Origin of the sequence: Paenibacillus eucommiae (assembly GCF_017874215.1) — a bacterium.
GTDB lineage: Bacteria > Bacillota > Bacilli > Paenibacillales > NBRC-103111 > Paenibacillus_AI > Paenibacillus_AI eucommiae.
In genome coordinates, this window is record NZ_JAGGLB010000014.1 from 32,778 (window position 1) to 50,957 (window position 18,180).

Genomic DNA, 18,180 nt, shown 5'->3' on the forward strand with positions numbered 1-18,180 from the left:
GGTATTTTAAATTGATAAAGCGGTAATGTGGTGAAGTATTAGAGGATTATAGAGTTAAAATGTTTGAATAATAATATTTTCATTGTAATCACTATCCCTTTCGATCAGGAACGCTAGTTTTCGTATTATGAAAAGGACTTTGTAAAAAGCTTGCAGCATTACCTACCCAAAAAAGCCCCCAACCCCACTTGAGTAGTGGTTTTGGAGGCCTTTTTTTACGTTATCTGGACACATTCACTCGTTGACACTCTTTTGGAATAACCCCTGGTAAGCTGGTCTAGTCTTTGACTTAGTCCTTCATCCTATGCAAAGACATATTATCGATATAAACTTTACCCGTGGAATCAAGCCCCCAAACAACGGGTCCTAGAATCAATTCATCGGGTACAATTCCATCATATTCAGCCTGGATCTCGAATATAAGCTCCAGCTTCGCCCATTCGCCCCTCGTCCAAGATAACTGCTTCTTGTCGGATGAAAAAGAGAACAATCTGCCATTCCCTGGTAAAGGACCTCCAACGCTTAAGTCAATCTCCCCTGGGGAGGTGGAATCCAACGGGGTATAATAATAGAGAACTATTTTATATTTGCCCGGTGTTATTGGAATAATCTGGTAGGGGCCCGCTGGCTCTTCTGAGCTAATCTCTAAACTATAATTGCCTTCTTTGGCAAATGCATTTGTCCGCTTAAATCCCATAGCAGGCCAGCGATTCCAAAGCGGAAATACTTCCGGATTATCCGGATCTGCCATCTCAAATCCCGGATTCTGTATAAGATTGTTCGGATCAACAAGCTGAATGGGCTTAAAGTCATCCTTCTTCCAGGTCATTCCGCCCCCCCAGCCCATAAATGCCGCGTGACCGTGATAATTTCGGAAGAAATAACCCATTAATGTCTTTGTCTCTTGCAAATTGACGCCAATGCTGGAGAACGGAATCACTTGAATCGTATTCCAGCGATCGGTTCCGATATACGCGCTCGCTTCCCACTCATCGTCCACACCTGGTGCAGGACCCGCGTTCGGTTCCTTATTATAGACGAATTTAACTGCATTGGGATTCGTGAAGAAACCGGTAAAGGCCCCTTCCGGATTACCCGTCACATAAGTTTCAACCGAATCATCAAAAGTGTTCCTCCACCATCCTTCCGGCGCATCATCGCTCAAAGTCATCGCCGATAAGTCACTATCGAAATTTTCATAGCCAACATAGAGGTTTTCATCATCCCACAGTAAGTACACTTTCGTCTCGGCAGGCGGCGTCTCATCCTTAGTTAAAACCGCCAAGAAATCATTGAACGGTATGGCATCTGTCCATGGACCCTGGGAGAAGTCGAGCGATTGTAATATTTCTTCTTTGCTTGCTGTCGTTCTGACAGCAGATGCCGACAAATTGTCTATGAACACATTCATATCCGCTAATGCTTGATAGAAAAGCACACGCACATTCCCGTTCTCCGGTTCCATATCCACATAGCTTTGGAGTGTGGTAATAAGGTCTTTTTGAATACCTTTCCAGGGTCCTTCCCACTCCGACAATTTTGCCGAAAAATCCAGAATCGGATTCCCGCTAAATTCATCCGCCAATACTCTCCGTTTTTTCGCCATCTCATAGCTTTCTTTGATTTCAGCAAGCATATTTAGCGCGTCCTGTTCATTTGCCGGGATTGTGAACGGACCTTTCCGGGGATAGCTGATCACAGAAGCTTCATAGAACTCGAATGCGCGCAAGATAAGTTCTGCACGTGTTTTTTGCTTACCTCCACCTGCATGGGCAACAACCAATTCAAGCAGTCGGCGGCTCTCAGCCATGTCTTCTAGGGTCACACCTTTTAAATAGCTGGCATCAAATAGATCCAGGTAATTGCTTCTATTGGGGGAATTAGCCCACTTCTGGTACCATTCTGTATCAAATATACGCGTTGTCCAGAAATTCTCCCAATAATCATAATACTGCTTCAAATAAGGCGCAGCAGCGGCACCTACTGCCCGCTCGTACCAGTCGTTCAACAATAAGTCTACATCCTGATTTGGATCCCATTGAAGCTTAGCCGATATATAAGGCTTTGGTCCTTCGCCAGCGAAATTTGGAAATAATTCCGCCACATGGCCTATGACGCCGTGTTCGTTTGCATATTGATAATTTTCGGCCATCTTATGCACGTAATTACGCGGTACAAGGTATGCCGATCCGTATAAGTATTCGTAGAAGCCCAAGTTTGACGCCTTGCTTTCCCAAAGCTCCGTATGCTCTTTACCAGAAATCCCGAACGTTTGATCCGTCCATGTCATACGGTCGTCCGTTATATAAGGAATAACGTGGTCATTCAATTGGATTGCAGAAGGCGGATCATACATATGCCAATAAGCGAGCAATCCAAAATATTTATCCGGGTGGACAGCCAGAACACCTTCCGCGATTTGATTCACCCAAGGATAATACACATTGGACAAATTCAACACGCCATTTGAATTCTTTTCGCCATTAGCTAGCGCAGTGTCTGCCGCACAATAGTTGCTGCTATCATTAATTCCTACCGAGTATGATAGCTCGTTTGGATTCTCATCGAAGAAATCAATGATCCGGTCGATAGCCGCAAGAGCTGTTGCATTGTTGAAGCAGGGCTGCCATGCATACGAACCCGGTGACGGTACAACGCCTCCCGCATAATACTCTGGATGAGCAGTAAATTTGGTCGGATCGAACAATTCCGTCATATTATGGTGAAATTGAATATTATCGTGCAGCCGGTTGCGCAGCCCCCATTCTAACTGGCTGCCATTGACCGAACCGAGATCCAGCCCAAAGAATTTGCGAGATATCGCTGCCGGCTCATCGCTTACCGTTTCAAGCGGGACTTGAAGGTCCTGCAGCTGCGGCACATCCTCGCCGTCATCTCCTGGCAACAACCAGCGGACTCCGACGTATCGCTCAAGGAACTCGAAGACGCCAAATTGTGTTCCCCAAGAAGTAGGCCCGATTATTGTTATCGTTTTCTCTTGCGAATCGATAATAAATCCATCGCTATTCAAATTCTGCAGCAATTGCTGATGATCGGCCTCATCTTCCGACTTGCTGACACCGATGTAAATACCCGCCAAATCGCTGCTGGCTAGCCCGCTTCCCGCCACTTCTTCCTTCGTGATAATCTGCAGCTCGGCTCCTGTCGACTTCTTTACATACTCTTTTAATGTCTCGGATGCTTTGCTTATGTCCTGGCTGGCGTTCGTTGCAACAACGATATAAGCACGAGCCTCCCCATTCTCAACTACCTTGATTTGATTGGGCTCAATAACAGGTATTAATGGAACAATAAATGCCGCCGATTCAACCGCTGCTGCGTTTTTAAAACTTACCCGATAAACAACGGACTGCTCGACTTCCGCTCCGGAAACGACAGGAACCGATAATAAGGCTGTCTTCGTTCCGGAATCCCAGTCAGTAAGATTTGCTGCAATAACAAGTGGAGCATTGTTATTAATAATTTGCTCTATTGTAAAATCGTCATTCATTAGTTCTTCGTACGTATTCATCGTAACGCTTATCGAACCATTTACCGCAACTACCGAAATAATCTTTACCTCATCTTTTTGAGGGTTCTCATAATTCCAGCCGCCTGTTCCTCCCCCATAGCTTTGAGTTACGGCTCCGGGTCCTTCCAGTAAAAGCGGCTGCTTCTCAAACGTTGCTCCTTTTGCTTTGGCACTAAGGTTTGCTTTATTAATCTTTCCTTGACCCAACACCTTGACGGCCACATCCAGAAACAGCGAAAGTATCCTGGCTTCAGTGCCTATCGTTAAGCTGGTATCAGTCGCTTGTTCGGCAATCGTTAATTGATTGATTACGCCTTGCGGAATTTCAATAACGATCCCTTTGGCAGCAACGTTGACTTTATCGAAATGGCCGATCATCGTAACCTTTGATCCTGCAGGCAGAACATCCGCAAGCTTAACTAAGCTAAATGGAGCAGCGCCAGCATTATCCGAGCCAATTTGATCCAAAATAACCGGAGATTTCACGATCAGCTCAGCGATTGTCGTCGTTCCTTCAGCAGCAATCCGCACGGTTCCCGGCGTTTTATCGACGATGACGGCAGCCAACATGCTATTGGCCAGATGTATGCTGTTCATGCCTCCGCCCTTAACGGTCGTCGTTCCCGAGACCGCTACATTTCGCAGGGTAACATCGCCTTCTGCGATGCCTTCAGCCAGCAGTAAATGTCCGGTAATCCTCATGTTTTGCAGCGTTACGCCGGAAGCATTGACAACAACATCGCCGCTAATGGATTGAACACCGTCCGCAGGTCCGTATGTGCCTGCTTTATTGTAATTTCTTAGCTTTAACGCTCGATCCAGCGTGACTATCACTTCGGCACGAGTAATGGAGTCCTTAGGTCCAAAACTTCCGTCCCCGTAACCCTCCATAATATTTGCAGCCGCTACAGCTGCAACAGCCCCCTTGCTCCACTTAGCAATTAGACTCGAATCTTTAAATCCATCCGCAGCCTCAACCGGGGTTACTATATCAAGATCTAGCAACCGAGCAATTATGACAGCCGTCTCTTCCCTGCTGATGGGATGCTTGGCACCGATTGTGCCATCCGCATAGCCTTGGATATAGCCTGCCTTTACCGCTTTGGCAGCATCTTCGTACGCCCAATCGGATACCGGAAGATCCGTAAAATCAATGGACGTCTTTTCACTAAAACCAAATGAGCGATTGATAAGTGCGATCGCTTCTCCGCGAATGACCGTGTGATCAGGCTTCATCGTATCGTCCGCGTAACCCTTAACTAGGCCAGCTTCTATCCATTCCGTCAAGGTCTTCTCTGCCCAATGGTTCTTTACGTCTGAGAACGCGATAATGGATGGCGTATTGGAATGGCTGCTTGAACCTGCTTCAGCTCCAACCACCGATCCGACTGCTTGACCATAAGTTGAAAAAATAAGACAAAACACGATGAGTAACAACCATTTTTTTCTTTTGCTATGATGATTTGGAACCATGACACACCTCCATTAGTGTAAGACTGAAACTCTTGTTTTTATTACCTTTGCAAGCATGCATAAACGATCGGTACAATCCTATAATCAACTTCCTTCTGCGGATCCGGTCTAGACCGCATCGCTATTCTTACACTCCCTTTCATCAAGATTGGTAACGCTTACTATTATATAAGAGAACCTTTCCGATTTCTTTAACCCTATTTAATCATGAGTTGTTCATTTTTTACGATTCCAACAAGTAAATTAACATTAATTGGAAACCTAAACTAATTTGAGAGACTGACCTTTCTTCTGGAAAAACAAATAACGCTTGGAAGCCAAGCGTTACAAATTTTTATCGATGAATGAATGATCTCTGTACAACCTTAAAAGATTAATCGTATTTCTGCTTGTATAATGCTTGGAATTCAGTCGGAGCTATGCCAAAGTTTTTACGAAAAGCTTTGCTAAACGTATGAATCGATTGATAATGAAGCTTTTCCGCAATCTGTGTCACTTTCAACTCTCCGCTTTTTAGCCATTCAACTGCCTTCTCGAATCTTTTGAGGTTGTAATAATCTTTAATTGTAAGTCCGACTTCTTTGGAGAATAAATGCGACAAGTGGGGGTAGCTGTAGTGCAATTTATCTGCAATCTCTGTCAGTTCTGCAATCTGATGCAGATTTAAATCGATATAATTAATGACCTCGTATACCGTCTGTTTGGATTCGGAGTCATCGCCTCTCATAACGGGTGCATATTCGGTTGCCCAGTTACTATAGAAGCTGCGATAGGCCAAGACGATGATTTGACGAAGATACGCTTCGACCATAAACGCTGAATAGTTATTTAAGTCAAGCAACTCTTTGAATATATTTACGAAGGGTGTATCGATACCAACCTTATTTGTGGTTATCGGATTTGGGATTTGATTAAGCATTTTTCTGATATGGGTAAATGGACTTTGTTCTCCCGAGTTGTTAATAAAGTCGAAACCAAGATAGAAATAACGAAAGGGCGCAACATCATCAGCCCTGCAGTCATGCAGCCCTCCAGGCACATTAACTATAATGTCTCCCTCTTGTACGGGATAACTTTGTCCATTCATATAATAAAAGCCTCTACCCGAGACGATGTAGCTAATTTCGTAACAGTATTGCTTGTGCTCTCCAACAATATATCCTGCTTTACAGCTTAGGTCACCTATTTGATAAAGTATGATTGACTCATAACGCTTGGGATTCCTGAGGTAAATATTATCAAAATGGAAGTTGGTTTGTTTATCCTCTCGATTATTTGCTACTTCGATCTTCATGATCAAAACCCCCAAGTAAAAGTTTGCTTTGATACGATCATCGAGAAAACGCCAAATAACCCTTTGAACACTGCTATTGCATTATTATGTGTGGGGGAACGTTGCCAAGCGAAGACGCAGGAGTGATTAATGTCGAAAAATTGAAGGAGGAACCTTAATCATTTTCACATGCGGGTTGGAAATTCGTAAAAAGGTGGTGATACAAGTTGGTAAAGATTTAGAAGCGTCGATCGATAAAAAGACTACGGACTCACGTATAAAATATACTAGCATGAAGCATATGGCGATGCAAGGGAGCAGACCTTTAACAGCGATTGAAGCCCACATCGATTCTCTCCCTGAAGTACTGCTGTACGAACACGCTCATCAAAGGACGCCGTAAGATCTTTTTCTTATATTATAAACAGTGGATAACTTCGGGTGTGTGGTTATGAACATGTTAATAACTTCTCGGACGGTGTATCTTTTTAGCTGATTCGTTTGTTGTCCATTGACTATCCTATATAATGGTTTGATCACATTGCGTAAGGACAACGGGCATGAAAAAGGCACTCCTTCATATAGGTGCGCCTTAACTTAAGTGTTAATTTTTATAAGGAAAGCTATTTGTTCGCACTCTGAAATAGACTTTGTAAAAAGCTTGCCGAATTTATCAGTGAAGGCAGAATATATATGGTGTCCAAAATGAATGTAGAACCATGATTTATCCTTTTAAAAAACAAAAAACCTTGCTATATCAAGGTTTTAATCATACAAACGCACCCGAGAGGTCTCGAACCTCCGACCTACAGTTTAGGAAACTGAATAATACCCTATGCATATATATTCACATGTTATCAAAACCTATATAAAACAAGGGTTTTAATGCATGATGTTTTTCAATATTATCCACCATTAAACAATAAAAATCAACATTTGGTTCCCAAATCGTTCCCAAAGAGGGGATTATATTTTTCCAGTATATCTGCTGTATGCCTGCCTATCAAATCGGATTTTTCTGTATAGATATTTGATGTCGTTTCTAGTCGAGCGTGTCTCAAACGCTCTTGTATGGATTTCATATCAACACGTTCTTCGCGAAGTAACATTGCTGTGGTGTGTCTGAGATCGTGCAAGCGTATAGCAGGCAAATTGTTAGATGCCAATAACCTTCCCCATTTAAGAGTAGGAGCATCCGGATAAAATGCCTTTCCAAATCCGGCATGGAAAAGGTATTGTTTGTCCCCACCAACCCAACGAGCACCTGCTTGATTTTTATTATCTTCCCAAATTATTTTGTACTGTTGGAGGGCTTTCATATAGAAGTCTGGCATTGGCACAAAAGCAGCAGATTCTACTGTCTTTACTTCATCTTCAATAACATTTCCCACTTCGTCAAATGTTATTTGTTTTTCGATGTGAATGCCACCAGCAACAAAATCAACAGTTGACCATTCCACGGCTAACATTTCGCCGCGGCGAAATCCTCCAAGTAATACGCCGATGAAGTATAGACGCCAGTGTTCTGGTTCCTCACCAAGTACTAAAATAGCTTGTCTAGCTTCATCTGGTGTAAAGGATTTTTTTCTTAATTTCATTTCACGTTTCTCTTTTTTACTGGTGGTTGGCCTATCGACACCGAGAATAGGATTAACGGAAATGAAATTCCACTTTTTTGCAGCATCAAAAATAGATTTTAAGGCTGTGTATATGTTCAATAAGGTATTTGTAGCCAAAGGCTTGCTTTTGCCGTCTTTGCGGCCTTCAGGAGTTCGGAGTTTAGTCATGTATTTAACTATATGCATAGTCTTAATTTTACCGATTTCCATATGGCCAAATTCCGGACTGAGCTGTGATCTAATCGATGCATAATAATTTTTTCGTGTGAACTTTCCAAGATTGCTTTCTGCATAATCTTTCTTCCATGTTTGTTCTACGAATTGATCAAAAGTTACTCTGCCTGGTTTAATGTACTCCCCTGACTCAACTTGCATTTGAAATTTACGCAGTTCTAATTCAAGGTGGTCTTGTAGTTTTCTCGAAGTTTTGAGCAGGGCTTTGTCATCTACAGTTATTGTTATTTTCTCTTGATTCCGTTGACCGTTGGGTTTGTAACCGTTCTCGACGATTAGCCGCCAGGATCGGGGACCACGCTGTTCGATGCTAGGCATGGCAGTTCACTCCTTTTTTAAATAAATATCATAAACTAATAGAAAACAATCAAAACAAACACCTCCTTTCGAACGTATGTTCTTTTTTATTTATAAGTAAACAGCCCCACGGCTGAAGACGTGCGAAGTTAGATGAAATCAAACATTTCGAGAACTCCTAAAGGTTCAAAACAAATAGTATGCTGAACATCAAATATAAAAAATAATCCATATATTTCTTGATAACGCTTAAGTGCTGATTCTAAAAAGTCCTCAGTTATCTCCATAAAAATGGCTAACTCATGTTTATTCCTAACACCGATTTTATGAGCTTGTATAATTTTTTCAAGATGGAAAAGTTCTTTATAAGCCCAAGTCCTCGCTCGTAATTCTTGTTTGCGATTTTGAAGTGATTTTTGATCCAAAATGTTCCCTACAGAAGTGTAATAGTGCCCTACTTCTTCTCCCAAAATACATGTTTTTTCATTTTGTGTATCAATGAGACAGCTAAGTAGTATTGCTTCTCCTGTAGTTGTTTTAAGATAGAGTCCTTTCATACCATCTGGAAGGTCAGCTTTTTCGTTAATGGGTATAGGGACTAATCGTAATAACCGTTCGTACATGTGACCTCCGTTTTTTTATTTTTTTGCGAGCGCAATTCTCATTGCAAGTTTTATTTTCTCCATTTCTTGTTCGGAGAGATCTCCTTGATGACCTATCCGATGTGCAGCCATTGTTATTATATCTTCGTCTGATAACTCATTATCACGATGTTCTTGTACAATTTCACCATCCACTAAATCATCCAGTTTAACGTTGAAAAAGGAAGCTAGTTTTCGCATTGTTGACAGTTTAATATTATCGGCGCCTTTTTCGAATAATGCAACGATTGTTGTATAAGGAATACCTGCCCCTTTTGATAATTCAGAGCGGTTTATTCCTCTTTCTTTCATAAGTTCGACCAATCTATCAGTTACCGTCATTTTTTTACCCTCCAACGTAGTTTCTCTTACATATTAATACACAAATGATACATTGTAAAGGTATATATTACGTCCCATGGTATTTTGTTCGATAAAATCAGTTGACAAACTACGTTGTAACGTATATATTATGAAACATAACTACCATGCAACGTAGAAAGGAGGGGCGACATGTTTCCTAATATACGAGCAGAAATGGCTAGAAAAAATTTGACAATTGCTGCAATGGCCGAAGTTTTAAAAATTAATGAGAGAACCTTGGGAAGTAAGCTTTTAGGAAAAACAGAGTTTACATGGACAGAAGTTTCAAAAATACGTCAGTTATTTTTTCCTTCCTGCTCAGTTGAATATTTGTTTGAACCAAGAGAACAAAACACCGCCTGAGTTTTCGGGCGGTAGGAGAAAGGGGATGTAATTTTGACAACAACCGATTTTATCCAAGCAATCCGGCAAGACGTTAAAAGTGCGACGAAAGAGGAATTACTTGCTGAAATTATGCCAATCATCGAAAAGCGCCTATATGCCAACGTGTTTACACTGCATCAGGCTGCAAAATACCTAAACATTTCCGAAGCGACTTTGCGGCGGATGGTCAAGGATGAGCAAATCCCATCTTTCCGGATTCGCGGACAAATTCATTTCAGACAGACTGACATTGACTGTTGGATTGATTCGCAAGTTAAAGAGAACTATTCGAAGAAAGGATGAAGGGGTGAGAATTTTGAATAGACACGACAAAAAGCGCAAGGATGATCTTATCTCAGCCCTTGAAAAGGCGAGGCAGAAAGCGGAACTAACCAAATTGTACTTAAACCGCCATAACAGCACGTTTGAGGATATGACTGAGCTTACCCAAGCCATCCACAGTATTGACACGGCGCTTTTTCACTTAGGAGTAGTGGAGCCAGCTCTATGAGGAAGATTATTACAGGCAAGATTTTGAGGTCGGAAGGTAACAGAGTTTTTGTTCAAGAGGGAAACGCGGTTGCAAGTTACAATCTCGATTACTACGTGGTTTTCCCGAGAGGGGGTGAGATCCTTGAAAATAGTCCCAGAGATATGGTTATGCATGAGCAAGGCAGCGAGATTGATGCTGCTGGAGCTGCAAGCAGAGAGGAATTCAAAACGCTGGACACAATGATCTGGATCAGACTATGTGTTAATGGAGACCTGTTTACTAAGGAGAGAGATATACAGACCCTTAGAAAAACTTATACTCTCGAAATTGCAATTAGGGAGTATGAGGCATTAACAAAAAGAAAATCAGCTGCCTGGCACGGCAACTGATCGGGTACATCAAAAATATAGTTATCGGCATTATACCACGCTGAGGGAAGGTTGTGAAGCGTGATTATCTTAAAGGGCGATATCGTCCGTACCAAATCCGGAGAAACAGGCGAGGTAATCGAAACATGGGGAATCGCTCGCACCTTCATACGGCTTAAACGGGACTCTGACGGGAGATCAATACCTATGTTTGAATCAGAGGTTGTCGAACTTATCAGACGCAAGGTGAAAAAATAAGGAAAATAACAAGTTAGGGAGGGGCGTACATGCATGATACGTACCTACAACCGTCCCTGGAAAGCCTGCTTGACCAATATGAGGACATTAGCGGACCCGAAACCTATGGACCGAATGGAACAGCAATTATCTTAGCCTTATGGCGTAAATCAAGGAAACTCGGATGGGACGCATCTTTTAGCATGACCCTTACAGAGCTGCATTACCAAACAGGAATTAAGAGCCGTACAACCATTGATACGTATCGTGACATGCTTGCAGAAGCAGGAATTATAGCTTATAAAGCTCCACCTCGGGGGAAATCGAGAGGTGAATATATCTTGAATTTCGATTTTCTTAGAATAAAAGCAGTCCAAAATATGGACAGGTTAGAGGATGTAGGTGGAAAAGCAGTCCAAGAAATGGACAGGTTTGAGGGTGTAAGTGAAATAGCAGTCCAAAATATGGACAGGTTAGAGGCTAAAAATGAAAAACCTGTCCAAAATTTGGACACTGTATTAAAAGATACTATTACTATTACTACTACTATTGCTGACCCGTTCGAATTCATTTTTAAAGAATTTTGTAACATCCATAAAAAATTAGACATACATGTCAAGCCCACTGACATTACTCTGATGGAGTCAATGATTGATAAAAAGAAAATACCAGCTGGTTTCATCGCTAAAGTAATGGCCCTAATTTATGAGAGAGAAACCCCAAAAGGTACAAAGATTAACACTTTTGCGTATTACGAAGATGCTATTTTGGAAGCTTGGAAGTCTCGGAAAGCCATAACTGACAGGGTGCCATCCCCTACAGTCGCCCTTGGTGATGAGTCCATAACCAGCGGGGTTCCAGTCCCTGGGGTCGCCATTGGATCGCCAAAACGTACAAAGCAGCAGCAAGCACTCGATGATCTACGTAGAAAAGCAGAGGAGGAACGGCAGCGTGAACAGAGCAGAGGTGATAGACCTCATGATTGAGATCAAGGAAGAGTACCCCACTTTTGATGTAAGTGAAGAGGAAATAGAGCGACATTACAAACGACTCAAAGATTTCCCCTTAGCCGCTGCACTGAAAAATGTGGATGATCATGTGAAGACAAATAAATATTTTCCAAAGATTTCAGATATCCGTGGATGTCTCGGTGATCAGCTTGATAGCCAGCGAAGCAAGGAGCAAGCAGCTGCACATGAGGCAAACATGAATGAATGGGCTAAGATTGATAGTCCGCCACCTGATGGATATTGGGAAACAATGAGAACTAGACTGCGAGGCGAACAATTTGATAGCTAACCTGTCTGACATAGAATTACCTGCAGATATCGGCGCGGAGCAATCGATTCTTGGAGCTATTCTCTTGGATGAAACCATGTTCGAAATCGTAAAAGAAAAGCTAATAGGTGGCGAATTTTTCGATAAGAAGAATTCCCGAATTTTCAGGGCAATGTCCCACGTCCGTAACGCTGGAAATCCTCTAGATCTTGTATCGTTGACTGGACAATTGGAAGATTCTGAGGAGCTTGCAATTGTGGGCGGTGTAACCTACTTGTCCAATCTGGCTAATGCGGTGCCGACAGTTGCAAACACTGGATATTACGTGGAACGTGTGAAGGAAATGTTTCTCAAGCGTGAAGCCATTCAAATTGCTCTTGATTTATTAAAGCAAGCGGCTGAGGAGCAAGACATCAAAGGGTTTGTCGCGATGGCAGAAACATCAATTGCTAAGATATCGGATAAATCAGCTAAGGCGAAAGAGTTTGTGGGAATACGAGATGTCCTGATGGAAGTATGGGAAGATGCAGAGCACCGGTATAATAATAGATTTGCTAATCGGGGTGTTACGGGTATTAGATCCTGTTATGACGATTTGGACAAGATGACAGCTGGTTTCCAGGACGGGGACTTGATTATAGTCGCTGCCAGGCCTTCGGTTGGGAAAACAGCATTCGCTTTGAACATCGCTCAGAACGTTTCTATAAAAACGGGGGAAACAGTAGCTATTTTTAGCTTGGAAATGTCAGGGTCCCAACTTGTCCAGCGTATGATTTGCGCGGAGGGTATGATTGATGCAAGTCGGATGCGGAGTGGTTATTTCGAGGGCGATGATTGGGAGAAAATGACGATGGCAGTTGGAAAATTGTCAGAAGCAGATATTTATATCGATGACACACCGGGAATTACGGTGAATGAGATCCGCTCAAAATGCCGGAAGCTTAAAAAGGAGAAGGGACTCGGCATGATCCTGATCGATTACCTGCAGCTCATTCAGGGGACGGGCCGCGGATCGAATCGTCAAGAAGAGGTATCTGGTATTTCTCGGACATTAAAACAGCTGGCGCGTGAATTAGAAGTTCCAATAATAGCTTTGTCTCAGCTCAGCAGGGGAGTGGAGCAGCGGCAAGATAAACGACCTATGATGTCTGACCTTCGTGAATCTGGAGCAATTGAACAAGATGCCGATATCGTAGCTTTTTTGTATCGGGATGACTACTACGATAAGGAATCCGAGAAGAAGAATATCATTGAAATCATAATAGCCAAGCAGCGAAACGGACCTACCGGAACAGTGGAGCTCGCGTTCCTGAAAAATTATAATAAGTTCGTCAGCATGGATAGAAATGTATCTTAAACCAAGTAACATAATGAATATTGTGTTACTAAATAAAAATAGCCCTCAAAAATGGAGGGCATTTCCAGAGTCAGTCAGTATAAACGGATTGTATTATAGCAACCCCATGAGTAAAGCAAACAAAACCCTTCCAACAGTTGCGATAAAGATACCTAACAACACTTTAAGGATGATAGCTTGTCTATATCGCTTGTTTTTCAAGAATTTTTTAAACCAGTTCATGCACATTCCCCCTTTCTACGATAAACATCGTTTTACCCTGTATCATAGTTGCGAAATTTTTTACTTATTCCGAAACAGGGGGGGAGTAAAACGTAGTTGAACCGTTTCAGATTAGATAGGAGGATGTACGTATGGGAGTTCCAAGGATACTCCACTATCCCGGCAGCAAGTGGAGTATGGCAGAATGGATTATCGACCACATGCCGCCGCATGCTGTCTATCTCGAACCATACTTTGGATCCGGCGCTGTTCTTTTTAATAAACAGCCTTCGGGATTGGAAACTATCAATGATATTGACGGTGACGTGATTAATCTCTTCAAAGTGATTCGTGATCAACCAGATCAGCTTGCCCATGGAATTCACTGGACACCATATTCAAGACAAGAATACTTGGACTCACATAAGCCATCTGGAAATGAAATTGAACGAGCAAGGCGCTTTCTGGTTCGCTGCTGGCAGTCGATCAGGGTGAAGACTGGTTCAATATCTGGATGGAAATGCAGAGGTACGGCAGACGATTCTTATCGTGTGAAGCAATGGAATGACCTACCGACAAAGATAATGGATGTAGCTGAAAGGCTTAAAGACGTTCAAATCGAGAATCGGCCAGCGCTTCAGGTAATCACTAGATATAATCGTCCAGACGTTTTGATCTATGCGGATCCGCCGTACCTCATGGAAACTCGTAATGGAAAAATTTACGACAACGAAATGACGGATGCCGATCATATTGAACTTATACGCACGCTGCAGGCGCACACTGGACCAGTCATCTTGTCTGGCTATACTCATCCTTTGTATGAATCAATGCTTTCTGATTGGACACGAGAAGAGCAAAAACAAATTATTGAGAATGGATCCGTACGGACAGAAGTTATCTGGATTAACCCGGTCGCTAGTGGAGTAATGGGCCGACAGATGACGCTTTTCTAACGAACATTCGATGAATATGGAAGGACATGGGAGGTAGGAAGGGATGCAAGAAGCCCGCGTTTTAGACGCTTGCTGCGGCAGTCGGATGTTTTGGTTCGACAAGAAGAATGACAATGCGCTGTTTATGGATAACCGCCAATTAAGCGACACACTGTGTGATGGTAGAAAGCTGGAGGTTAGTCCAGACATAGTAGCTGATTTTAGAAACATGCCTTTTGAAGACAGTTCATTCTATATGGTGGTATTCGATCCGCCGCATTTGTTAAAGGCTGGTGAGGATTCGTGGTTGGCCAAGAAATACGGACGCCTTGGGCCTGATTGGAAAGAGGACATAAAGCAAGGATTTTATGAGTGCATGAGGGTTCTCAAGCCGAACGGCACGCTCATATTCAAGTGGAATGAGGATCAAATCAGCATTAGCGAAATCCTCAAAGCGATAGACCACAAACCGTTATTCGGGAATCGTAGAAGCAAAACACATTGGATTGTGTTCATGAAAGATGACGGGCAACTTTGAATATTAAAGAATTTTAGGAGGTATAAACGTGAATAAGAAACAGTCATTGATAAATGAAAAGTTGTCAGAAATTATGTTATTGTGTGTCCTTGTGAACAATCATACAGACTATTGCGTATTTATGAATCTTTCCGGTCACGTTGATCAAATATCGTTTCGAGTATGTGAATCTAAAGCGCGTTGGCAACGTTCTCTCATTGAGCAAGAGTTTTATTTCAGTCATAACGCTCCACCTAAATTAAATCAGAAACTGGATAAGATTATCGACACTTTAACCGAAATACTTAAAACCAATCACATTGATTTCGGAAAATTCAAGTCAGTTAGAACAACACATACAACGTATGCAATGTTCAATGCTTAGGTAGGCAGATCATGGGAGGAGAATATGATTAGTGATCGTGCATTGCAAATGATCGAGCAGAAGCTAACTCCTATTATTAAGTCGGGCAAGCGGATCGATAGCATAAAATTAATGGTTTGTCCTGTGTCACCGATAGCCAAAGCCGCTATTATAGAAACAAGGTTTGGGCCGCTACGAGTTGTTCCAGGCGAATACCTGAAGATGGGATTTTCATACCTGATAGAAAGTCCCATAAGTAGAGGGGGTATTGGTTTCAATTGGGTATCGAAAAAGGTAAAAACCTCTGATGAGGGGATTGTTGGCAATGGAAAATGATTTTGATAATCAAATAGAATTATTTCAAAGGGCAACGTTAGCCGATATTAAAGAATCAAAGAAACATTTAAAATTATTTATGAAGTATCAAGCAATGATTGCGGAATTTGAGCGGCGCGGCTTAGACACGCTATCTACCCAGCAACATGAAGTATACCAATTGCTTAAAAATAGGGTGCTAAATCTTCAAAGTGCTATTAACCTAATTATCGATGCAGAGATTAAAGAGATGATAGAATATCGGTATATTAAAGGGAACAAGCATGTTGTAACTATTGAACATTTTGCTGAGAACATGGATGACCGAACGGTTGAACGGAAGTTATGCAAAGGAATCGAATCAGTTGCAGAATCGCTTAAAATTATGACGGTAAAATGACGGCAAGTAGACGGGGAACAGTCGGTTATATGTCGTTATGATGCCGCTACGAATTACTCACAATAAGGGTACAGTTGAATTCATAGAGCAGAACTTTGCTCGGGTGAATCCTACTGTACCCTTATCACTTGTAGGACTCGGTCACGCGGTGGGTTTCGATCAACCTTAGGCGCAAGTCGCCAGGCGTGTGATGATGAGGTGGGGTTAAATGCCCTTAACAAGGTTGACTTGTCCCTTGTTCAGCGTTTCGGATAATATCCGGAAAGCTGATGAATGGACAATAGTTTGCATTTCCGCCCTAAGGGCGGTTTTTATTTTGTCTAAAAATGAGGTGGTGATATGAAGTTTGTCCAGCCGATCCGCGACATTCGCAATGTGGAGGCAATCAAACATTATTTAAAAGTCCGTAGCGAACGGGATTATATTTTATTTATGGTTGGTATTAATACCGGCTTTCGTATTTCAGATATCCTTTCCTTATCGGTTAAGGATGTTCGGGGTACGCATATTGAAATTATAGAGGGTAAGACACAAAAGCGTAAGAAAATAAAAATACGTAAGACGCTCAGGAAGGCGTTAGATGACTACATTAAAGGGAAACAAGATTATGAGTACTTGTTCACAGGCAGAAGCAAGAAACACTCAGGACTTATAGGGGAACCGATAGATAGCAGCACGGCATATAAAGCATTAAGTAAAGCTGCTCATGCTAATGGCGTTGAAGAGATTGGGACGCATTCCATGCGGAAAACGTTTGGCTATCATTTTTACCTTAAAACAAGGGATATAGCGTTACTAATGGAGCTATTCAATCACAGCGAACAGACCATTACTTTGCGCTATATTGGGATCAAACAAGATAGCTTGGATGAGGCTATGGACGAATTTGAGCTATAGACTTCCCTTTAATAAGGGTAATGTGGAACTGATTTTAAGCAATCATGTAATTAGTCATATTTCACAATAGTTTAAGCAAAGTTACTCAATTCCCTTCCCTATACACTGAGGGGAACTCAAATGGCCATTTTAGGGCTAAAAGTGGTGGCTAGGTGGAAATGAACCAAGCTGCTGAATTGGCTATCTGGAAACAATTGTTAAAAAATAGGAAAACCAACTCAATTCCCTTCTGAAGGTAGGTGAGATGATGTAATGTCGAGGGGTAGAAGCCCGGATAGAGACCGTGCATTTAAAATTTGGTGTGAGAGTGGCAGAAAAATGAAGCCCTCTGAGATCGCCTTTGAGATGGGTTTAAACGCGTCTCTAATTCGTAAGTGGAAGAGTCTGGATAGGTGGGATGAACAACCGGATCCACTTCCTAGAAGTCGCGGTGCTCCTACAGGGAATAAGAATGCTGTGGGGAATCGAGGCGGGCCAGGCGGACCGTTGCGCAATCAGAAAGCTTTTAAAACTGGCGAATATGCAACGATCTGGCTTGATACATTGGAAGCAGATGAAAAAATACTGCTGTTTGAAGTTGAGACTGATCCAATCGCTCAGATCGAAAATGAAATCAGGCTACTTGATCTTAGGGAACGGCGTATGCTTCAACTGAGGGCAAAGGTGCTGGAGGGATGGGATGCCGATAACGTTTCGAGTAAAAGCGAATTGTTTCGTAGAGAAATCGGAGAGCAGCCGAAATTTGACGGTGACGGCAATATAGAAATGGTTCCGGTTTATGAAGAGTCTCTGAAGGAAATCGAACGAACGATTAAGACACCTCAGAAGCTGGAGCGAATCCTTGCTATTGAGGATGCGCTTACTAGGGTTCAGGACAAAAAAGGAAAGTATCTTGATCTTAAATACAAGGTAGCTGCTAAAGCGTTAACGGAAGAAGAACAGCAGTTGCGTATTGAGAAGCTTAAAGCAGAAGTAAAAGCAATGAATGAAAAGGCGTGGTGA

21 protein-coding genes are annotated in these 18,180 nt (G+C 42.3%); 15 read left to right on the plus strand and 6 right to left on the minus strand.

Going from position 1 to position 18,180, the window contains the following annotated elements:
• Window positions 1-289 precede the first annotated feature (289 nt).
• From J2Z66_RS19875 to J2Z66_RS19895, 5 genes are all read right to left on the minus strand, one after another.
• Window positions 290-5,005 (minus strand): DUF4838 domain-containing protein, encoded by a 4,716-nt coding sequence (locus J2Z66_RS19875; RefSeq protein WP_209973596.1) that lies wholly within the window; start codon window positions 5,003-5,005, stop codon window positions 290-292.
• 373 nt (window positions 5,006-5,378) lie between these two features.
• A complete protein-coding gene (locus J2Z66_RS19880; protein ID WP_209973598.1) occupies window positions 5,379-6,299 on the minus strand; it encodes an AraC family transcriptional regulator in 921 nt (306 codons plus the stop codon).
• Window positions 6,300-7,207: 908 nt separating this feature from the next.
• Window positions 7,208-8,449: a tyrosine-type recombinase/integrase gene (locus tag J2Z66_RS19885; protein WP_209973600.1), complete on the minus strand. Its 1,242-nt coding sequence runs from the start codon at window positions 8,447-8,449 to the stop codon at window positions 7,208-7,210.
• Window positions 8,450-8,577: 128 nt separating this feature from the next.
• Entirely contained in the window at window positions 8,578-9,051 is a 474-nt protein-coding gene (locus tag J2Z66_RS19890; RefSeq protein WP_209973602.1) for an ImmA/IrrE family metallo-endopeptidase, read from the minus strand.
• A 15-nt stretch (window positions 9,052-9,066) separates the two neighbouring features.
• On the minus strand, window positions 9,067-9,411 hold the full coding sequence (locus J2Z66_RS19895; RefSeq protein WP_209973604.1) for a helix-turn-helix domain-containing protein: 345 nt from the start codon (window positions 9,409-9,411) through the stop codon (window positions 9,067-9,069).
• Window positions 9,412-9,582: 171 nt separating this feature from the next.
• Here J2Z66_RS19895 and J2Z66_RS19900 point away from each other — a divergent pair, with 171 nt between their 5' ends.
• The 8 genes from J2Z66_RS19900 to dnaB are packed head-to-tail and all read left to right on the plus strand — an operon-like array spanning window position 9,583 to window position 13,549.
• Window positions 9,583-9,795 (plus strand): hypothetical protein, encoded by a 213-nt coding sequence (locus tag J2Z66_RS19900; RefSeq protein ID WP_209973606.1) that lies wholly within the window; start codon window positions 9,583-9,585, stop codon window positions 9,793-9,795.
• A 33-nt stretch (window positions 9,796-9,828) separates the two neighbouring features.
• A complete protein-coding gene (locus J2Z66_RS19905; protein WP_209973608.1) occupies window positions 9,829-10,119 on the plus strand; it encodes a helix-turn-helix domain-containing protein in 291 nt (96 codons plus the stop codon).
• A 13-nt stretch (window positions 10,120-10,132) separates the two neighbouring features.
• On the plus strand, window positions 10,133-10,327 hold the full coding sequence (locus J2Z66_RS19910; RefSeq protein WP_209973610.1) for a hypothetical protein: 195 nt from the start codon (window positions 10,133-10,135) through the stop codon (window positions 10,325-10,327).
• Window positions 10,324-10,698: a hypothetical protein gene (locus J2Z66_RS19915; protein WP_209973612.1), complete on the plus strand. Its 375-nt coding sequence runs from the start codon at window positions 10,324-10,326 to the stop codon at window positions 10,696-10,698. The genes J2Z66_RS19910 and J2Z66_RS19915 overlap by 4 nt, the downstream gene beginning before the upstream one ends.
• 60 nt (window positions 10,699-10,758) lie before the next feature.
• The gene (locus J2Z66_RS19920) at window positions 10,759-10,935 is read left to right on the plus strand and encodes a hypothetical protein (RefSeq protein WP_209973613.1); all 177 of its coding nucleotides are present in this window, start codon (window positions 10,759-10,761) and stop codon (window positions 10,933-10,935) included.
• Between the two features lie 29 nt (window positions 10,936-10,964).
• Window positions 10,965-11,900 carry a hypothetical protein gene (locus J2Z66_RS19925; protein ID WP_209973615.1) on the plus strand — a complete coding sequence of 312 codons (936 nt, stop codon included), beginning with the start codon at window positions 10,965-10,967 and terminating at the stop codon, window positions 11,898-11,900.
• On the plus strand, window positions 11,866-12,213 hold the full coding sequence (locus J2Z66_RS19930; RefSeq protein ID WP_209973617.1) for a replicative helicase loader/inhibitor: 348 nt from the start codon (window positions 11,866-11,868) through the stop codon (window positions 12,211-12,213). Before J2Z66_RS19925 ends, J2Z66_RS19930 begins: the two co-directional genes overlap by 35 nt.
• Complete coding sequence (dnaB, locus tag J2Z66_RS19935) at window positions 12,203-13,549, plus strand: replicative DNA helicase (protein ID WP_209973619.1); 1,347 nt, start codon at window positions 12,203-12,205, stop codon at window positions 13,547-13,549. Before J2Z66_RS19930 ends, dnaB begins: the two co-directional genes overlap by 11 nt.
• Window positions 13,550-13,642: 93 nt before the next feature.
• On the opposite strand, the gene J2Z66_RS43470 is transcribed toward dnaB, so the two are convergent.
• Window positions 13,643-13,771 (minus strand): hypothetical protein, encoded by a 129-nt coding sequence (locus J2Z66_RS43470; RefSeq protein WP_281068865.1) that lies wholly within the window; start codon window positions 13,769-13,771, stop codon window positions 13,643-13,645.
• A 131-nt stretch (window positions 13,772-13,902) separates the two neighbouring features.
• Between J2Z66_RS43470 and J2Z66_RS19940 the strand changes: the two genes are divergently transcribed.
• The 7 genes from J2Z66_RS19940 (at window position 13,903) to terS (ending at window position 18,180) form a co-directional block, all read left to right on the plus strand.
• Window positions 13,903-14,706 (plus strand): DNA adenine methylase, encoded by an 804-nt coding sequence (locus J2Z66_RS19940; protein WP_209973622.1) that lies wholly within the window; start codon window positions 13,903-13,905, stop codon window positions 14,704-14,706.
• A 43-nt stretch (window positions 14,707-14,749) separates the two neighbouring features.
• On the plus strand, window positions 14,750-15,223 hold the full coding sequence (locus J2Z66_RS19945) for a class I SAM-dependent methyltransferase (protein ID WP_209973623.1): 474 nt from the start codon (window positions 14,750-14,752) through the stop codon (window positions 15,221-15,223).
• Between the two features lie 28 nt (window positions 15,224-15,251).
• On the plus strand, window positions 15,252-15,587 hold the full coding sequence (locus J2Z66_RS19950; protein WP_209973625.1) for a hypothetical protein: 336 nt from the start codon (window positions 15,252-15,254) through the stop codon (window positions 15,585-15,587).
• A gap of 24 nt (window positions 15,588-15,611) precedes the next feature.
• Entirely contained in the window at window positions 15,612-15,902 is a 291-nt protein-coding gene (locus J2Z66_RS19955) for a hypothetical protein (protein WP_209973627.1), read from the plus strand.
• Window positions 15,892-16,281 carry a hypothetical protein gene (locus J2Z66_RS19960; protein WP_209973629.1) on the plus strand — a complete coding sequence of 130 codons (390 nt, stop codon included), beginning with the start codon at window positions 15,892-15,894 and terminating at the stop codon, window positions 16,279-16,281. Before J2Z66_RS19955 ends, J2Z66_RS19960 begins: the two co-directional genes overlap by 11 nt.
• 339 nt (window positions 16,282-16,620) lie before the next feature.
• Window positions 16,621-17,178 (plus strand): tyrosine-type recombinase/integrase, encoded by a 558-nt coding sequence (locus tag J2Z66_RS19965; protein WP_209973631.1) that lies wholly within the window; start codon window positions 16,621-16,623, stop codon window positions 17,176-17,178.
• A gap of 252 nt (window positions 17,179-17,430) precedes the next feature.
• Window positions 17,431-18,180 carry a phage terminase small subunit gene (gene terS / locus J2Z66_RS19970; protein ID WP_209973633.1) on the plus strand — a complete coding sequence of 250 codons (750 nt, stop codon included), beginning with the start codon at window positions 17,431-17,433 and terminating at the stop codon, window positions 18,178-18,180.

What these genes read in the sequence shown, in the direction of transcription:
- J2Z66_RS19875 (WP_209973596.1), bottom strand. Translation starts at nt 5,005, where the DNA reads ATGGTTCCAAATCATCATAGCAAAAGAAAAAAATGGTTGTTACTCATC.
- J2Z66_RS19960 (WP_209973629.1), top strand. Translation starts at nt 15,892, where the DNA reads ATGGAAAATGATTTTGATAATCAAATAGAATTATTTCAAAGGGCAACG.
- J2Z66_RS19880 (WP_209973598.1), bottom strand. Translation starts at nt 6,299, where the DNA reads ATGAAGATCGAAGTAGCAAATAATCGAGAGGATAAACAAACCAACTTC.
- J2Z66_RS19955 (WP_209973627.1), top strand. Translation starts at nt 15,612, where the DNA reads ATGATTAGTGATCGTGCATTGCAAATGATCGAGCAGAAGCTAACTCCT.
- J2Z66_RS19900 (WP_209973606.1), top strand. Translation starts at nt 9,583, where the DNA reads ATGTTTCCTAATATACGAGCAGAAATGGCTAGAAAAAATTTGACAATT.
- J2Z66_RS43470 (WP_281068865.1), bottom strand. Translation starts at nt 13,771, where the DNA reads ATGAACTGGTTTAAAAAATTCTTGAAAAACAAGCGATATAGACAAGCT.
- J2Z66_RS19915 (WP_209973612.1), top strand. Translation starts at nt 10,324, where the DNA reads ATGAGGAAGATTATTACAGGCAAGATTTTGAGGTCGGAAGGTAACAGA.
- J2Z66_RS19895 (WP_209973604.1), bottom strand. Translation starts at nt 9,411, where the DNA reads ATGACGGTAACTGATAGATTGGTCGAACTTATGAAAGAAAGAGGAATA.
- J2Z66_RS19890 (WP_209973602.1), bottom strand. Translation starts at nt 9,051, where the DNA reads ATGTACGAACGGTTATTACGATTAGTCCCTATACCCATTAACGAAAAA.
- J2Z66_RS19940 (WP_209973622.1), top strand. Translation starts at nt 13,903, where the DNA reads ATGGGAGTTCCAAGGATACTCCACTATCCCGGCAGCAAGTGGAGTATG.
- terS (WP_209973633.1), top strand. Translation starts at nt 17,431, where the DNA reads ATGTCGAGGGGTAGAAGCCCGGATAGAGACCGTGCATTTAAAATTTGG.
- J2Z66_RS19945 (WP_209973623.1), top strand. Translation starts at nt 14,750, where the DNA reads ATGCAAGAAGCCCGCGTTTTAGACGCTTGCTGCGGCAGTCGGATGTTT.
- J2Z66_RS19965 (WP_209973631.1), top strand. Translation starts at nt 16,621, where the DNA reads ATGAAGTTTGTCCAGCCGATCCGCGACATTCGCAATGTGGAGGCAATC.
- J2Z66_RS19885 (WP_209973600.1), bottom strand. Translation starts at nt 8,449, where the DNA reads ATGCCTAGCATCGAACAGCGTGGTCCCCGATCCTGGCGGCTAATCGTC.
- J2Z66_RS19925 (WP_209973615.1), top strand. Translation starts at nt 10,965, where the DNA reads ATGCATGATACGTACCTACAACCGTCCCTGGAAAGCCTGCTTGACCAA.